At 69.0% G+C, this 18,850-nt stretch carries 5 protein-coding genes; 2 read left to right on the top strand and 3 right to left on the bottom strand.

Annotated features, from left to right (window positions below; all coding sequences use genetic code 11):
• Window positions 1–191: 191 nt before the first annotated feature.
• The 3 genes from AC1RLW_RS06890 to AC1RLW_RS06880 are packed head-to-tail and all read right to left on the bottom strand — an operon-like array spanning window position 192 to window position 4,603.
• On the bottom strand, window positions 192–2,540 hold the full coding sequence (locus AC1RLW_RS06890; RefSeq protein WP_493192554.1) for a CHASE2 domain-containing protein: 2,349 nt from the start codon (window positions 2,538–2,540) through the stop codon (window positions 192–194).
• Window positions 2,541–2,555: 15 nt separating this feature from the next.
• Window positions 2,556–3,857: a FecR family protein gene (locus AC1RLW_RS06885; protein WP_493192553.1), complete on the bottom strand. Its 1,302-nt coding sequence runs from the start codon at window positions 3,855–3,857 to the stop codon at window positions 2,556–2,558.
• Window positions 3,857–4,603, bottom strand: coding sequence for a response regulator transcription factor (locus AC1RLW_RS06880; RefSeq protein ID WP_062474555.1), 747 nt, complete (start codon window positions 4,601–4,603; stop codon window positions 3,857–3,859). The genes AC1RLW_RS06885 and AC1RLW_RS06880 overlap by 1 nt, the downstream gene beginning before the upstream one ends.
• A gap of 313 nt (window positions 4,604–4,916) precedes the next feature.
• On the opposite strand from AC1RLW_RS06880, the gene AC1RLW_RS06875 reads away from it, so the two are divergent.
• Window positions 4,917–17,963, top strand: a complete 13,047-nt coding sequence (locus AC1RLW_RS06875) for an ESPR-type extended signal peptide-containing protein (protein ID WP_493192552.1) — start codon at window positions 4,917–4,919, stop codon at window positions 17,961–17,963.
• A 26-nt stretch (window positions 17,964–17,989) separates the two neighbouring features.
• Window positions 17,990–18,850, top strand: a complete 861-nt coding sequence (locus AC1RLW_RS06870) for an OmpA family protein (RefSeq protein ID WP_095747570.1) — start codon at window positions 17,990–17,992, stop codon at window positions 18,848–18,850.

The following is an 18,850-nucleotide window of genomic DNA, read 5'->3' as shown; positions in this document are numbered from 1 at the left end:
ACCGGTGCTGCGGCGCGCCCCGATTCGGCGCCGAAAGTGTGGCGAAAACGCCGAGAAAAATATTTCTCCAGGTTTTTCAGCGTCGCTGCCTGTTTCGCAGGCACCGTGTTGCAGGCCCCGCCAGGCAAGGGTTTCGCGCGCTGCGCACACGGTTTTCCACAACATTGTCCCCATCGGGATTGGAAAACCCGTCACTTCGATGTGCTAGGGCGCGAACCGGGCAGGGGCAGCCGCAGCCAGACGGTGGTGCCGGCACCGGGCGTGCTGTCCGCGCCCAGGGTGCCGTTGTGTTTCTGGACCACCGCGCGCACGACGGAAAAGCCCAGGCCCATGCGCCGTGTGCCCGTGCCCTTGGTCTCGCCGGGGGCGGCTTCCGGCGCGGTGGGCGCGCGCCGTCCGCGCGGTGCGTGGAGCAGGGCGTCGAGCTGTCCGGGCGTCATGCCCGAGCCCTGGTCGCTGACGGAGATCCGCACGCTGGTCGCGGGTTCGATGGCCATGCCCAATTCCACGCGGCGGCCGGACGGGCTGTGGCGGATGGCGTTGTTCAGCAGGTTGACGATGGCGCGGGTCAGCAAGGCCCCGTCGGCGCGCAGGATCGTGTCGCCGGCGGCGTCGTCGATGCGGGCTTCGACGCGCACGCCATGGGACTGCGCGTAGTGCCACACCTGGTCTCTGGCATCGAGCAGCACGGCGCCGACGTGCGTGTCCGCAAACCGGTAGTCGTCCGATTCGGCGAGCGCGAAATCCATGAAGCCCTCGGCCATCGCCAGGGTGCGCTCGGCTTCGCGGCCGATGGCCGAACGCATGTCGGCATCGGCAGTGGGATGCATCGACAGGATGCTGAGGATGGTGACCTGCGGGCTGCGCAGGTCGTGCGACAGGAACTGGCGCCACTCGTCGCGCTGGCGCTGCGCTTCGCGCTCGGCCGTGAGCTCGGGCAGCATCACGACCCAGCCCCGGTCTTCGGGCGCGTCGCCGCTGAAGGCCGCGGCCTCCAGGCGGAACACGCGCGCGTCGGGGGTCGCGTACTCGCCGTGCAGCCGGTCGGTCCAGTGGGCGGCGTCCGTGCGGGCCGGCGTGCCGCTGGCGGGCGGCACGGCCAGCGGCGCGATCAGCTCGGGCAGGCGCACGCCGCGCAGCGCGGGCGGTGCCATGCCATCGTCCTCGTGCGATGGCATGGCACCGGCGCCCAGGAGCCGGAAGGCTGCGGCGTTGCCCGACCCGATGCGCCCCTCTTCGTCGCAGATCAGCATGGCCACGGGCATCGCCTGCATGGCCTTGTCCATGAGCTGCTGCATGCGCCGCAGGCGTGCAATGGCGCGGTCGAGCGCCTGCTTGGGATGCTCCGCCGGATCGGCGGGCGCCGGCGAGCGGGCCGGCATGACTTCGAAGGTGCCGCCGGGCAGGGCGTCGAGCACCTGCGCGCGCTTGCGCAGGTAGACGAACTGCGATTCGAGACGGCGCCAGCTCCACAGCAGGTAGAGGATGGCCAGGCCGAGCATCGGCGCCACAGGCGGCAGCCAGTGGTGCCACACCAGCATGGCGATGCCGCTGATCAGCAGGCACGCGCTCGCGAGGCCGGCGGCGATCGGCAGCGCGTGCCGGCCCCGCCGGACCAGCAGCCACAGCGCGAGCCACAGCGGCACCACGGTCCAGGCGGCGTGCCACAGCGGCGGCGACACGCTCACGTTGCGCCCGTGCATCAGGTTGTCGATGGCATTGGCATGCACCTCCACGCCGGGCAGCACGCCGCGGATGCCGGCGTTGGGCGTGAGCGTCTGGTCGCCGAGGCCGGGCGCGGTGGCGCCCACGAGCAGCAGCTTGTCGCGCAGCAGCTCGGCGGGCACTTCGCCCCGCAGCACGCTCACGTAGGGCACGGTGCGGTAGCTGCCGCGCGGGCCGGCGAACAGCAGGCGCAACGGGCTCTGGCGCAGCCAGTCGACCGGCGTCGCCTCGGGGTCGACCACGGCCGGCGGGACGCGCTGTGCCATCAGCGCGCCCACGTAGGGCTGCAGCTGGTTCGGATAGCCCTCGAGCAGGTACAGCGTGCGCGCCACGCCGTCGGTGTCGGGCGCGAGGCCGGCATGCCCCACGCCGCGGGCTTGGGCGGCAAAGTCCGGCAGCGGTGGCAGGAAGCCCGGCCATTCGTGGCTCGTGAAAGCCAGGGGGCTCGCATGCAGCAGCGGCAGGTACACGGGCAGCAGGCCCATGGCCCGCGCCAGGTGCGCGTCTTCGCGCGGGTCGGCGCTCGGCTCGGTCAGGAAAAGATCGAGCAGCACCGCGCGCGGCGCCGCGGGCGCGAGCCGTTCGAGCAGGCGCGCGTGGGTCGCGCGGCTCCAGGGCCAGCGACCGAGCTCGCGCAGGCTGTGCTCGTCGATGGCGATGATCAGGATGTCGGCCGACGCCCGGTGCGAGGCCAGGATCAGCAGGCGGTCGTGGATGTACGCATCCATCTGCAGCAGGCCCGGGCGGTGCGCCAGGCCGAGCATGGCCAGCGGCAGCAGCAGCGCCATCAGCAGGCGTTCGACGACGAGGCGCATGCGCGTGGCCCCGCTTCAGCGCGCCGGAATGTCGAAGCTTCCGCCGAAACCGGTCGCTGCGGACGCAGCACCGTCGGGGGTGGCCTGGCGCGCGCGCCAGTGGTAGCGCCCGCCGAGCGCGAAGGGGCCGAGCGTCATGCCGGTGGCATAGACCGCGGGCTCGTTCACCAGCAACACGGCGAAGTCGGGGCTGCGCGAGAGTTCGAAGGTGTAGCGCTGGCCCGCGATGCCCGGCCAGCGGACCTCCACGCGCCCGTCGGGCAGTGCGGTCGACGTGCTCTGGCCGCCCGCGCCGCCTTCGACCGTGGGCAGGTAGACCGTGCCGTCGCCCGGCAGCCCTTCGAGCCGGGCGGCATCGAAGGCCGTGAGGCGCAGCTGGTACAGGCCCGATGGCAGTTCCGCCGGCACCGTGAAAGAAGGTCCCGGGCCGCGTTGTTCGTACACCGGCAGCAGGAAGCGCTCGTCGCGCGCCAATTGCAGGCGGTAGGTTTGCGCGCCCGCAACGGGCGTGAAGCGGAACGTGCGGTCGTTGCGCGCCGCCGTTTCGGGCACCAGCTGGGGCGCCGGCAGCAGGCCCTGCGCTTGCGACGGGCCGCTCTCCAGCAGCACCGCGCCGCGGCCTTCGCGCAGCACGAGCGGCGGTTCGGCCTGCACGGGGCCTTGCACGACCACCTCGCCCGAGATCACCTCGCCCGTCAGCACGCCGTCTTCGTCGCGCACGCGAAAGTGGGTGCCGCGCACGCCCAGCCCCATCGACCGCGCGCGGATCTCGAACTGCTGGTTCGGCTGCTGCTTGTGCACCTGCGATTCGACGCGACCTTCGATGAGCCGCAGCCGCACGGTATTGGCATCGATGGCCAGCACCTCCAGCGCGCTGCGCGAGGGCAGCACGACGCGGCTGCCGCCCGCCACGCCCAGGGTCACGAAGGCATCGGTGCCGGTGATGAGCGTGTCGCCGGCCTGGATCGGCAGGCCGGGCGTGAGGACCTGTTCAGGCACACCCGCGCGCTTGCGCGAGGCCCGGCCTTCGACCGCGGTGACCACCGCCGCGCCCTCGGGCACGAGCCGGCCGTCGGCAAAGTACAGCACCGTGCCCGGTTGCAACAGGCGGGGCTCGCCCACCTGGTTGCGCTGCTGCACTTCGGGCCAGCGCAGCGGCGTGTCCAGCTGCTGGCCCGAGATGCCCCACAGGGTTTCGCCCGGCTTCACCACGTGCGGCGACTGCGCGCTCGCCGCCGTGGCGACGAGCAGCGCGGCGCAGGACAGCAGGCGGTGCAGGCGGAACGGGCGGAACGGGGTTGGGTGCGTCGTCGCCATCAGGAATCCGCCTGCGGTGCGTGTTGCGTGGCCTCGAGCCGGTAGCCGCGGCCGTACACCGTGCGCAGGCTCAGTCCGCTTTCGGCTTCGAGGCCGAGCTTGCTGCGCAGCCGGTAGATGTGGCTGTCCAGCGTGCGCGAAGGCAGTTCTTCGTTGCTGTAGCCGGCGCTTTCGAGCAGATGCGCGCGCGACACCGTGTCGCCCATGTGCTGGAACAGCGTCAGCGCGAGCTTGAATTCGCGGTCGGTGAGGGCATGCCGCTGCGGCGCGGCGTCGTCGCCCGGGGCCGGGTGGATCAGCACGCTTTGCGACACCCGTTCGAACTCCCAGCGGCCGAAGCGCTCGCCGTCGGACGGCGCGAGCGGCACGCGCCGGGCCATCAGGCGCTGCACGCGGGCGCGCAGTTCGAGCGGTCGGAAGGGTTTGACGATGTAGTCGTCGGCGCCGAGGTTCAGCGCCTGCACCACGTCGTGCTCGGAAGCGCGTGAACTCAGCATGAGCACCGGCACCTTGTCGGTCTGCCACTTGCGCAGCCACTGCAGCAATTCGACGCCGGCCAGGCCGGGCACGTTCCAGTCGAGCACCAGCAGATCGAAGCTTTCGCGCCGCAGTGCCTGTTGCAAGGTCGACCCGTTCGAAAACGTGATGCAGGTCACATTCGTCTCGCCAATTGTTAACAGCTGCTCGAGTGTCCGCACGAGATGCGAGAGCTGGTTCGGGTCGTCTTCAAGGATGGCGATGCGCATGGACTCCAGGGGTGGCGGCGGCAATTTTGACAGTGAATCCACACCCGAAATCTGACGAATTCCGTAGCGTGGACGTTATCAACATTGTTGGCGATGGTTATGAAGTAGTAAAGAAATTCACAAATGCAGCCTAAAGCTGGCTGCAAATCTGACCAAACCTCACGCCGGCCCTTCTACCCTCGAAGGCCCTCGACATCATCCGCCCCCTGTAGCGCCACCCGGCGCTCCGATCACTCCACATCTCCGGTCATCTCCGCTCGCCATGTCGCGATCCTGCGGAGTAAGGCTGGCTTGCATCCGAGGAACAGGGGAAATGAACAAGTCTTATCGATCCATCTGGAATGAAGCGCTGGGCGCTTGGGTTGCCGCGTCGGAAACGACCCGAGCGCGGGGCAAGCGCGGCAGCGTGGTGCGTGCGGCCGTCACGGCCGGGGTGATGGGAGCGGCGCTGTTGGGCGGTGGCCAGGGCTGGTCGCAGACGATGATCAACGAAGCCGTCCCCACGGGGCACCCGGGTCCTGACGCGGTGCCGGGAGCCATCCTCGACATCAACTCGTACACCCGCGGCGTGATGATGCCGCGCGTGGCGCTCACCGATGCCACCACCTGGGGCCTGCCCGGCGGCGTGCCGGCCGACGGCATGATGCTCTTCAACACCACACAGGGAACCACCACCAACGGCCTCACCCAAGGCCTGGTGACCTGGAAGGGCGGGCGCTGGGTGAGCGTCGACGAGACGCCGTACCTGCATGTGAATTCGACCGCGGTCGGCAATTCGACCCAGGCCAATTCGGGCGCCATTGGGGTGAACAGCACGGCCATCGGCCCTGATGCCAAGGCGATCGGGAACGATGCGGTGGCGATGGGTAGCGGCGCCAACGCGGTCCGATTGGCTGATGTTGCCATTGGCCGGAACGCGGTGGCCGATGGTCTCGATCGCCCGTTTGGCATCTCTGGCAACTCGGCCGTCGCCATCGGCGACGGGGCCTCGGCCAAGAGTTCAGGCAGCGTCTCCGTCGGCGGCGATGCACAGGCACAGGGGTTCGGGACCATCGCGATCGGTTCCAGATCGCGCGCCATTGGCGAAGGCATGGTGTCGGTGGGCGAGAGCGCAGGCGCCTCGCACACAGGCGCAGACGCGCGCAGTGTCTATATCGGCATGTACACAGGCTTCGAAGGGGCCGGCGAGGCGATCACGGCCGTGGGCACCGGTGCCGCGCGCGGTGCCACCGGGAACTTGAATGTGAGCCTGGGCGCGGATGCCGGCAGCAGCGCGAACGGCGACAGAAACACCGCACTGGGCGTTGGGGCGGGGCAGTCGGTACAAGGCAACTACAACAGCACGCTGGGCTCCAATGCCGGCAACGGAATTCAGGGAAGCCACAACATCGCGCAGGGTACGGCTGCGGCCCAAGCCCTGGTCGGCAGTAACAACGTGGTGCTTGGCGTGGGCGCGGGGGCTTCTGCCGGCGATGCCGCTGCCCAAACCGCACTTTCGGCTGCCGACAGCAAGGCCATCCAGGCGAACAGGGTCGCGCTCGAAATCGAAGTTGCCGACAGGTTCCTCGCCGCATCCGGCTTGAGCGTGACCTATCAAGGCCTCATCGATGGCCTGGGCAATGGCCAATACACCATGGATGCCAGCGGGAACGTCGTGAACGCGGCGTCCGGCGCTACCGTGCTTTCGGCGGCCGACGTGGCCGGGCTGAACACAACCACGGGCAATGCCGCGCCAAGGCTGGATGAGCAGGGCGGCCAGACGTCGGTGTCCGCCAGCAACACCGTGATGCTCGGCAAGTTCGCCCGCGCAACACGCGATGGCGCCGTCGCGATCGGCGCCATGTCGTCCGCCAACGGCGATTCGAGTACGGCGGTCGGTGACGGCGCCAGAGCGTATGGAGACCAATCCGTGGCGATGGGCGTCCAGGCCCGGGCAGACGAAGCCGGCGACATTGCCGTCGGCCACGGGGCTCGCGCAGACGGTGCGCCGCCCCCCGGGCCCGGGACCAACTTTTCTGCCGGTGGTTCCCTTGCCATGGGACGCGACGCGCTCGCCAAGGGGCCGCGCAGCATTGCGATCGGCGACAGCGCGCAGGCCATGGGAGGCACCGCGACCGTGATCGGCTTTGAGGCGGGCAAGGGATCGGCAGCGACCAACCGCTACAACACCGCCGTCGGTTCCGGTTCAGGACAGGACGTGGACGGCGTGAGCAACAGTGCCGTGGGCGCGAGTGCCGGTGCGGATGTCAAAGGCAAGTTCAACGCAACACTGGGCACCGAAGCGGGGCAGCATGTGGCGGGCGACGGCAACGCCGCAGTCGGTGAGCGCGCAGGCGTGCAGGTGACGGGCAACTACAACAGTGCCATGGGCCGGGCTGCTGGTGCCATCGTGACAGGCAACTCCAACAGCGCCATGGGACAAGGCGCCGGCAACACCGTGACGGGCGACAGGAACATCGCCAGCGGTGAGAGCGCCGGCGCCCAACTGGAAGGCAATCGCAACACGGCGAGCGGCACCTTGGCAGGCAGCATGCTCAAGGGTGACGACAACGTGGCGTTCGGGACAGGCGCGGGCAGCGGCGTCCAGCTCGACGCCAGTGGCAACCCCGTCAGCCTGGCTCAGTTGAGCGTGAGCAACACGATCGCGATGGGCACGGGCGCAAAGGTCGGCAAGGACAAGGCCATCGCCATCGGCACGGGCGCGCAGGCCAACGGTGCGCAATCGATCAGCATCGGCACCGGCAACGTCGTCAACGGCAACAACAGCGGCGCCATCGGTGACCCGAGCGTCATCGACGGTGCCAACAGCTACAGCGTGGGCAACAACAACACGCTGGGCGCAGCGGCGAGCAACACCTTCGTGCTGGGCAACAACGTCAACGTGAACGTGGCCAACGCGACGGCGCTGGGTGATTCGACCAGCGTGACCGTGGCCGACGGCGTGGCATTGGGCAGCAAGTCGGTGGCGAGCACGGACAAGGGTGTGGCAGGCTTCGACCCGGCGACGGGCAAGGCCTCGACGGACACCTCGGCCACATGGAAGAGCACGGTGGGCGCGGTGAGCGTGGGCGGCAACGGCCAGACGCGGCAGATCACGAACGTGGCGGCGGGTGCGGTCGATACCGACGCGGTGAACGTCTCGCAGCTCAAGGCCGCCCAGGAAGAAGCCACGACGCATTACTACAGCGTCAAGTCGACTGCCACCGGCGCCGGCAGCAACCACGACAACGACGGCGCCCAAGGCACCAACTCGCTGGCGGCCGGCGTCAACGCCGCCACGACGGCCGCCGCCACGCAGGCGACCGCCTTGGGCTACGGCAGCCTGGCCAGCGGCACCGACAGCATCGCCGTCGGCGACAGCACCGCCAGTGCGGCCGAGGCCGTGGCGATGGGGCGCAACGCGGCAGCCACTGCGGCCAATGCCACCGCCATCGGCGGCGCGGCCACCACCGGCAATGCCGCGCAGGCGCAGGGCCTGCGCTCCACGGCGCTCGGCTGGGGCGCGACGGCCGCAGGCACCGACAGTGTCTCGATCGGCGACAGCACCGCCGCTGCGAACGCCATTGCCGTCGGCCGCTATGCGAGCGCCAATACCTTCGGCGTGGCCGTGGGCCACAGCGCCGACGCCAACCAGGACGGCGCCATCGCGATCGGCCGCAGCGCCTATGCGGGCGTCGATGCGATCCAGATTGGCACGTCCACCGTCACCGGCAACCGCAGCAACCACACGGGCGCGTTCCGCCGCGGTAGCACGCTGATCGGCGACAGCGCCAACTCGCAGGGCCTGTTCTCCACGGTGGTGGGCAACAGCAACAACCTGCTGGTCAACCAGAACATCACGGCGAGCGGCCTGTTCGGCACCTCGTTCGTGGCGCAAGGCGCGTTCTCGAACCTGTACGGTGCCTACAACACGGTCGGCACGCGCGGCACCTCGACCACCGACGTCACGACGAACAGCCGCACCTTCAGCGGCGTCGCGGTCACGGTGGCGGGCTCGGCCAACAACGTGCAGGACAGCAACGGCGTGCTGGTGGCGGGCTACGGCAACACCATCACCGATTCGTACAACGACAAGATCGATGTCAGTGGCATTGCCGAAGCCTTCAACCCCGGCGGCATTGCCGCACTCATCCGCGACAAGAACACCCAGCTCGGCCAGGTGGGCGTGATCGGCGCGGGCAACACGCTGGACAAGGGCAGCAACGTGCTGGTCACGGGCATGCACAACACGGTGACGAGTGCCGTGAAGGCGTCGGTGCAGGGCTTCGAAGTGAAAGCCGACGGCATCGACAACGCATTCATCGTCGGCGCCGACAGCGAAGTCAACAAGTCGTCGGGCGTTTTCGTCGCGGGCGCGGACAACCGCGTGAACAACGCCACCAGCGTGCTCGCGCTGGGCAACCACCAGACGCTGGGCAGCGCCACTACCACGGTGGCCAACACCGTCGCACTGGGCGACAACATCTCGTTCGCCACAGCGGCGGACGGCAAGGACGCCGTGGCGATCGGCAACGACACGCGTGTCGCCAGCGGCGCGGTGGCGGTCGGCGTGAAGGCGCAGGCGCTGGGCGAGAAGAGCATCGCGGTCGGCTACGACGCCATCGCGACCGGCTCCGTGGCCATGGGCGCTTCGGCGCGCGCCGGCAACGGCGGCGCGGCCTTCGGCGACGGCGCGACCGCCACCTACCTCGGCGGCGCGACCGTTGCGGGCACGGTGGCCGGTGCGGCCCTCGGCCAGAACGCGAAGGCCGATGTGTCGGGCGCTGTTGCGCTGGGCACGGACGCGCAGGCGACGGCGGCCGACGGCGTGGCGCTGGGCAGCCAGTCGGTGGCCAGCACGGCCAAGGGCGAGGCGGGCTTCGATCCGGTCACGGGTGCGGCGTCGGCAGACACCTCGGCCACGTGGAAGAGCACGCTGGGCGCGGTGAGCGTGGGCGGCAACGGCCAGACGCGGCAGATCACGAACGTGGCGGCGGGCACGCAAGCCACCGACGCGGTAAATGTGGCCCAACTGCGGGCCGCGCAGGCCGCGGCGACCACGCACTACTACAGCGTCAACGACCCGAGCCCTGTTCCGCAGGGCAACTACAACAACGACGGCGCGAAGGGCGCGAACAGCCTGGCTGCGGGCGTCAATGCGCGCACGACTGCGAACGCCGACTCCTCCGTCGCCGTCGGTGACGGCGCTGCCGCCGAAGACGCCGGCGCCGTCGCGATCGGGCTCGGTGCGCAAGCTGCTGCGGCCAACGCCGTCGCGGTGGGGGCTCAGGCCAAGATCACGCAGGCCGCTAGCGGCGTCGACGTGAACGGCTTCCCGTCCGCCACGAACGCGGACGACACCTCCGTGTTCGGACCCGGCGCCACCATTTCCGCCACCGCGGCTGCCGCGGGGCCGACCAACGGGCAGGCCGACGTGCGGCGCAGCAGCGCGATCGGCGCCGGGGCACGGATCGCCGTCACGGGTTCCGGTAACCAGGCGACGGCTTCCGATGCGCTGGCCATCGGTTCGGGTGCCGCCATCCAGGTCGACGCGTTCGACAGCCGTGCATCGGCCAACGACTCGATCGCCATGGGACGTGGCGCCACCATCACCGCGCGCGCCGACGGCGCCACGGCACCGAACACGGTGGCCACCGCGGACAGCGCCATCGTCATCGGCCACGGCGCGGAGCTGAATGCCTCCAACGCTGGCGAGGATTACAGCGCGAACGGCAACGGTGCGATCGTGATCGGCAATCGCGCCAAGGCCGTCACCAACCCCAACATCAGCGTCGAGAACTCGATCACCATGGGCACCGATGCGGCAGCCAATGGCGAGGGCGGCGTCGCCATCGGTTGGGGCGCAGGCGTGGGCTGGACCAGCGACGCAACGAACAGCAACGCCTCCAACGTGGCCATCGGCCGCGCGGCCGGCGGATACGGCAAAGGCAGCGGCAACGTCGCCCTGGGCCTCGGCGCCGCCAACGGGGTGACCGGCGACAACAACATCGGCATCGGCGGGTCCGCCGGCGGCGGCACCGTGGGCGACCGCAACATCGCGCTGGGCGAGGGCGCGGGCACCTCCGTCTTCGGCGAGCTCGATGCGAACGGCAACCCGACCAGCGTTCACGACAACATCGCCATCGGCAGCAAGGCCGGCAGCAACGTCACGGGCGACTACAACGTCGGACAGGGGTACAGCGCCGGCGCGGACGTCAAGGGCACCGGCAACTACGCCGGCGGCGCCTATGCCGGCAACCAGGTCACGGGTTCGCTCAACACCGCGGTCGGTGGCAATGCGGGCAGCGGCCTGACCGGCGAGGGCAACGCAGGCCTGGGATACGGCGCGGGCGCCTCCAGCAGCGGCAACTACAACCTGGCGGCGGGCTGGGTGGCCGGCCAGGCAGTCCAGGGCAGCGGCAATGTGAGCCTGGGCGTGGGCGCGGGTGCGGAGGTGAGCGGCAACAACAACGTCTCCATCGGCACCGGCACGGCGCAAGGTTCCGGCGAGGATATCGTTCGCATCGGCACAGGCGCCGGTGCAACGCGTCTCGCCGCTTTCGCAGGCATGGCGCAAGTCAATCCGTCGGTGGACACGGCAGCGCTGGCAGACAAGGAAACCAGCCGCGTGCTGGCGCCCTATGGCGTCACCTTCTCCCAGATCGCAGCCGGGTCCGTGGATGGTACGTACAGCCTGAACGGCAATGGCGACCTCGTGGACGTCAACGGCGCCGTCGTGGTGCCGTCCGATGCCATGGCTTCGCTCGAGAGAGCGTTGGGCACCGCGGCCGGATCGCGCTCCATCAACATGGGCCGCCTGTCCCTGGCCTCGGCGGAAGACGCGATTGCCATAGGAACCAACGCGCTGGCAAGCGGCAAGGGGTCCGTTGCCATGGGCCAGGACAGCGTCGCCGCCAAGGACGGCGCCGTGGCCATCGGCCAGGGTGCGCAGGCACTGGGCGAGAAGAGCATCGCGATCGGCTACGACGCCATGGCAACGGGCTCCGTGGCCATGGGTGCTTCGGCGCGCGCCGGCAATGGCGGCGCGGCCTTCGGTGACGGCGCGATCGCGACCTACCTCGGCGGCACGACCGTCGCGGGTACGGTGGCGGGTGCGGCCCTGGGCCAGAACGCGAAGGCCGATGTCTCCGCAGGGGTTGCCGTGGGCACCGACGCTGAAGTGACGGCGGCCAACGGCGTGGCGCTGGGCGCGGGCTCGAAGTCGACGCAGGATGCCGCGGCACTGGCACTCAAGGAGGCCTACAAGCCATCCGGCGTCGCGTCGGTGGCTGGTGCTACGCCGGTGGGCGAGGTGTCGGTGGGCGGCGTGGGCAAGGATCGACGCGTCACCAACCTGGCCGCAGGTTCGGACGACACCGATGCGGTGAATGTGAGCCAGCTCAAGGCGGTCGATGCGACCGCCAACGCGGGCTGGTACGTGGCCGCCAACGGCGAAGCCACCGGTGGCAACGTCGCGCCGGGCGCGAAGGTCGACTTCAGCAATTCGGACGGCAACATCAAGATCACTCGCACGGGCACGGACCTGGACTTCAAGCTGGCCGACGACGTCAAGGTCAACAACAGCGTGACGGTCGGGCAGAGCGTGCTCAACACCACGGGCCTCACGGTGAACAACGGCACCACGACCACCGCGGTGGTCGCCGGTGGCGTGACCAGCGGCACGGTAAATCTCAGCGGTGTCTCCAATGAGATCACAGGCCTGAGCAACAAGACGCTGGACGTCGCGGGCTTTGCCACGCTGGGCCGCGCAGCGACCGAAGAGCAGCTCAAGCTGGTCGACACCACGGCCAACAAGGGCTGGAACGTGGCGGCCAACAGCGAGGCCACGGGAGCCAAGGTGGCCCCTGGCGCGAAGGTCGACTTCAGCAACTCGGACAGCAACATCAAGATCACGCGCACGGGCACGGATCTCGACGTCAAGCTCGCCGACGACGTCAAGGTCAACAACAGCGTGACTGTAGGCCAGAGTGTGTTGAACACCACGGGCCTGACCGTGAACGACGGCGCAGGCAATGTCACGAAGACGTCGGCGACGGGCTCCACCGTGACCAACGGCACGAGCACGACGGCGATGGCCTCCGGCGGTGTGACCAGCGGCACAGTGAACCTCAGCGGTGTCAGCAACGACATCCAGGGCCTGAGCAACAAGACGTTGGACGTCGCGGGCTTTGCCACGGTGGGCCGGGCCGCCACCGAAGAGCAGCTCAAGATTGTCAACGACACGGCCAACACCGGTTGGAACGTGGCCGCCAATGGCGAAGCCACGGGCGCTAAGGTGGCGCCGGGCGCGAAGGTCGACTTCAGCAACTCGGACAGCAACATCAAGATCACGCGCACGGGCACGGACCTGGACTTCAAGCTCGCTGACGACGTGAAGGTCAACAACAGCGTGACCGTGGGGCAGAGCGTGCTCAACACCACGGGCCTGACCGTCAACAACGGCACCACGACGACAGCGATTGCAGCCGGTGGCCTGACCAGCGGCACTGTGAATCTCAGCGGTGTCTCCAATGAGATCACAGGCCTGAGCAACAAGACGCTGACCGTTCCGGGCTTTGCCACCGTGGGCCGTGGCGCGACAGAAGAACAGCTCAAGATCGTCAACGACACGGCCAACACCGGCTGGAACGTGGCTGCCAACGGCGAAGCCATCGGTGGCAATGTGGCCCCAGGCGGCAAGGTCGACTTCAGCAATTCGGACAGCAACATCAAGATCACGCGCACGGGCACGAATCTCGACGTCAAACTGGCCGACGACGTGACGGTCAACAACAGCGTGACGGTGGGCCAGAGCGTGCTCAACACCACGGGTCTGACTGTGAACGACGGCGCAGGCAATGTCACGACGACGTCGGCGACGGGCTCCACCGTGACCAACGGCACGAGCACGACGGCGATGGCCGCCGGTGGCGTGACCAGTGGCACGGTGAATCTCAGTGGCGTCAGCAACGACATCCGCGGCCTGAGCAACAAGACATTGACTGTTCCGGGCTTTGCCACGGTCGGTCGTGCAGCGACTGAAGAGCAGCTAAAGATCGTGAACGCCACGGCCAGCGCGGGCTGGAACGTGGCGGCCAACGGCGAAGCCACGGGCGGAAACGTCGCGCCGGGCGGCAAGGTCGATTTCAGCAATTCGGACAGCAACATCGCGATCACGCGTACGGGCACGAATCTCGACGTCAAACTGGCCGACGACGTCAAGGTCAACAACAGCGTGACGGTGGGGCAGAGCGTGCTCAACACCACGGGCCTCACAGTCAACAACGGCACGACGACCACTGCCGTCTCTGCCGGTGGGGTCGCCAGCGGCACAGTGAGCCTCAGCGGTGTCACCAATGACATCAAGGGGCTGAGCAACAAAACGCTGACCGACCCCAGCTTCGCGACCGTGGGCCGTGGCGCCACCGAAGAGCAGCTCAAGCTGGTCAATGACACGGCCAGCGCAGGCTGGAATGTTGCGGCCAACGGAGAGGCAACCGGCGGCAATGTCGCATCCGGCGGCAAGGTCGACTTCAGCAACTCCGACAGCAACATCGCGATCACGCGAAGCGGTACGAACCTGGACTTCAAGCTGGCTGACGACGTGAAGGTCAACAGCAGCGTGACGGTGGGCCAGAGCGTGCTCAACACCACGGGCCTGACGGTCAACAACGGCACGACGACCACAGCCGTCGCAGCTGGCGGCGTGACCAGCGGCACCGTGAATCTCAGCGGTGTCACCAACGACGTCAAGGGTCTGAGCAACAAGACATTGACCGATCCGAGCTTTGCAACGGTCGGCCGCGCAGCCAGCGAAGAACAGCTCAAGCTGGTCAACGACACGGCCAGCGCAGGCTGGAACGTGGCGGCCAACGGCGAAGCCACGGGCGGCAATGTCGCGCCGGGCGGCAAGGTCGACTTCAGCAACTCGGACAGCAACATCGCGATCACGCGCAGCGGTACGAACCTCGACTTCAAGCTGGCCGACGACGTCAAGGTCAACAACAGCGTGACGGTGGGCCAGAGCGTGCTCAACACCACAGGCCTGACGGTGAACGACGGCGCAGGCAACGTCACGAAGACGTCGGCAGCGGGCACCACGGTGACCAACGGCACGACGACCACGGTCGTCGCCGCCGGCGGCGTGACCAGTGGCAGCGTGAACCTCAGCGGTGTCACCAATGACATCCAGGGCCTGAGCAATAAGACGCTGACTGACCCGAGCTTTGCCACCGTGGGCCGCGGGGCGACCGAAGAACAGCTGAAGATCGTCAACGACACGGCCAGCGCAGGCTGGAACGTGGCCGCGAACGGCGAAGCCACCGGCGGCAACGTCGCCCCAGGCGGCAAGGTCGACTTCAGCAACTCGGACAGCAACATCGCGATCACGCGCACAGGCACGAACCTCGACTTCAAACTGGCCGACGACGTCAAGGTCAACAACAGCGTGACGGTGGGCCAGAGCGTGCTCAACACCACGGGCCTGACAGTGAACGACGGCGCGGGCAATGTCACGAAGACGACGGCGGCGGGCACCACGGTGACCAATGGCACGACGACCACAGCTGTCGCAGCCGGTGGCGTGACCAGCGGCCGCGTGAACCTCAGCGGTGTCACCAACGACATCAAGGGCCTGAGCAACAAGACGCTGACCGATCCGAGCTTCGCCACCGTGGGCCGTGGGGCGACCGAAGAACAGTTGAAGATCGTCAATGACACGGCCAGCGCAGGCTGGAACGTGGCGGCCAACGGTGAAGCCACCGGCGGCAACGTCGCGCCGGGTGCCAAGGTCGACTTCAGCAACTCGGACAGCAACATCGCCATCACGCGCACCGGCACGAACCTCGACTTCAAGCTGGCCGACGACGTGAAGGTCAACAACAGCGTGACCGTGGGACAGAGCGTGCTGAACACCACGGGCCTGACGGTCAACAACGGCACGACCACCACGGCCGTCGCGGCCGGCGGCGTCACCAGCGGCACCATCAAGCTCAGCGGCGTCAGCAACGACATCCAGGGCCTGAGCAACAAGACGCTGACCGACCCGAGCTTTGCGACCGTGGGCCGCGCGGCCACCGAAGAGCAGCTCAAGCTGGTCGACGCCACGGCCAGCAAGGGCTGGAACCTGAGCGCGAACGGCGAGGCGACGCCGCAGAACATCGCGCCCGGCGGCACGGCCAATTTCGCCAATGGCGACAACATGGTCGTCACCCGCAACGGCAACACGCTGACCGTGGCCACGGCCAAGGACGTGAAGTTCGACAGCGTGACCACCGGCGACACGGTGATGAACAACGCCGGCGTGACCGTCGGCCCGAACGTCACCCTCGGCGCCACCGGCCTGACCATCGTCGGCGGTCCGAGCGTGACCACGGCGGGCGTCGACGCGGGTGGCAAGGTGATCACGAATGTCGCGCCTGGCGTGGCCAACACCGACGCGGTGAACGTCAGCCAGCTCAAGGACACGGTCGCCGAGAGCAAGACCAAGTACTACAGCGTGAACTCGACCGGCGGCGGCAACGAGAACAACGACGGTGCCACGGGTGCCGACGCGATCGCTGCGGGCAAGGACGCGCAGGCGACGGCCGTCAACGCGGTGGCGATGGGCACGGCGGCGCAGGCCGCGGGCGTCAGCGCCACGTCGATCGGCAATGCCGCCTGGGCGATGGGCGACCGCAGCACGGCGGTGGGTTACTTCTCGACCGCGGACGGCATCGACAGCGCGGCCTTCGGCGCCTGGGCGCGGGCTGCAGGCAACGGCAGCGTGGCCGCGGGCGCGGCCTCGAACGCCTCGGGCGTGGCAAGCGTCGCGATGGGCGCGGCGAGCGCCGCTGTCGGCGATGTGAGCGTGGCAGTGGGTGCAGGCAGCACGGCCACCGCGACCGGTGGTGCGGCATTGGGCGCAGGCTCGGCGGCAGACCGTGCAGCGGGCGCGAAGGGCTATGTGCCGCCGGAGGCGACCGCGGCACAAGCGGACGCCATCGCGGCCACCACCAGCACGACGGGTGCGGTGGGCGTGGGCGACGCCGCCCACGGCGTGTTCCGCCAGATCACCGGCGTGGCCGCCGGCTCCGCACCGAGCGACGCCGTGAACGTGGCGCAGCTGCAGGCGGTGGCCAGCCAGGCTGCGGCGGCGGGCAGCAAGTGGATCACCGGGTCGCCGACGACCTACGTGGCGCCCACGTCCACGGGCACCGACAGCACGGCGGTGGGCTCGGGCGCGGCCGTCAAGGCCGACCAGGGCGTGGCCATCGGCACCGGCGCCGTGGTCACCACGAAGAACAGCGTCGCGCTGGGCAACGACGCGACCACGGCGGAGGCCAAGCCCACCGAAGAGGTCACGCTCCAGGGCACGACCTACCAGTTCGCCGGCACCAAGCCGGTGGGCGTGGTCAGCGTCGGTTCGAAGGACGCCGAGCGCCAGATCACCAACGTCGCGGCCGGCGAGATCAGCGCCACCAGCACCGACGCGGTGAACGGCAGCCAGCTCAACGCGACCAATCAGGCGATCAACAACATGACCACGGGTGGTGGCGGTATCAAGTACTTCCACGCGAACTCGAAGGCGGCCGACTCGGACGCCAAGGGCGCGGAGAGTGTGGCGATCGGACCGAAGGCCGTTGCGACCGGCAACAACTCCATCGCCACCGGCAACAACGCGCAGGCCAAGGCGGCCGGCAGCATCGCGCTGGGTGCCAACAGCACGGCCAGCACGGCCAACAGCGTGGCGCTGGGCGACGGCGCGGTGGCCAATCGCGCGGGCATGAACGGGCAGCGCGAGATGTTCTCGAACACCGTGGTGCAGTCGGCGCAGGGCGCGGTGTCGGTCGGTTCGGCCGGCAACGAACGCCAGATCACCAACGTGGCCGGTGGCACGCAGGCCACCGACGCGGTGAACGTGCGCCAGCTGCAGGCCGTGCAGCAAAGCGCGGTGCGCTACGACACGAACGTGGACGGCAGCGTCAACTACAACAGCGTGACCATGGGCAACGGCGCCTCCACCGGCCCGGTCACGGTGCAGAACGTGGCGCCGGGCGTGGCGCCCACCGACGCGGTCAACGTGCAGCAGCTGAACCAGGCCGGCGCCGCCGGCATGGCCTACACCGACGCGCGCACCAACGCGCTGGGCAACGAACTGCGCAACACCGCCAAGAACGCGTATGCCGGCGTGGCCGCCGCCATGGCCGTGCAGATGCCGGGCACCTCGGTGCCGGGCAAGACGGTGATGCGCGTGGGCTACGGCACGTTCAAGGGCGAGAGCGCGGTGGGCATTAGCTTCCGTCGCACGGCCGAGAACAACGGCTGGAGCGTGACCGGCGGCGTGGGCATGAGCCGCGCCGGCGCCGCGGCCACGGTCGGTGCCGAGTGGGTCTTCAATTGAAGCGGGAGAGAAAAAGAATGAAGCAGATGAACCGAACCCTGTCCGCCGTCGCACTGGCGGCCTTGCTCGCGGCCCTGCAGGGCTGCGCCTCGCCCGGCGCCGCCATCGACAAGGACGCGCAGGCGCGCGCCGCGGCCGAGAAGCCCGCGGCGCCCAGGCCCGAGGAGTTTCCGGCGCTGGACAGCGCCAAGTGGAAGCAGGGCGCCTTCCCGGGCACCGAGAAGTTCCAGCGCGTGCGCCCCGGCATGGGCAAGGACCAGCTGCGCGAGCTGCTGGGCTGGCCGCACTTCAGCGAAGGGCTGTGGGGCGTGCGCGAGTGGAACTACATCTTCCACTTCTACACGGGCAAGGGCAGCGAGCACGTCACCTGCCAGTACATGGTGCGTTTCAACGGCAGCGAGCTGATGACCGGCGGCTGGTGGAAGAACCCCGACTGCGCCTTGCTCGCACAGCCGCCGGCGGCCACGCCGATACCGGCCAGCACCAAGCTGGCGCCGCCGCAGAAGGTCACGCTCAATGCAGACGGCTTGTTCCGCTTCGACGGCGCCTCGCTCACCGACCTGCAGCCCGCGGGCCGCACGCGGCTGGAGCACCTGGCCGTCGAGCTGCGCAACAACTTCCGCTCGCTGCACTACATCGTGGTGACGGGCCACACCGACCGGCTGGGCGGTGACGCCTACAACGAGGCGCTGTCGCTGGAGCGCGCCAACACCGTGCGCGACCTGCTGGTGCAGCAGGGCCTGGACCGCAAGCTGATCCGCACCGCGGGCATGGGCAAGCGCCAGCCGGTGGTGTCCGACTGCGAAGGCAGCCGCAGCACGCCGGCGCTGCTGCAGTGCCTGCAGCCCAACCGGCGCGTTGAGCTCGACATCGCAGGGGAGCAGTGA

Source organism: Variovorax sp. GW822-FHT04A09 (assembly GCF_058801005.1).
Note: the sequence above shows the minus strand (reverse complement) of the source record. Positions and strands in the feature narration are given on the sequence as shown.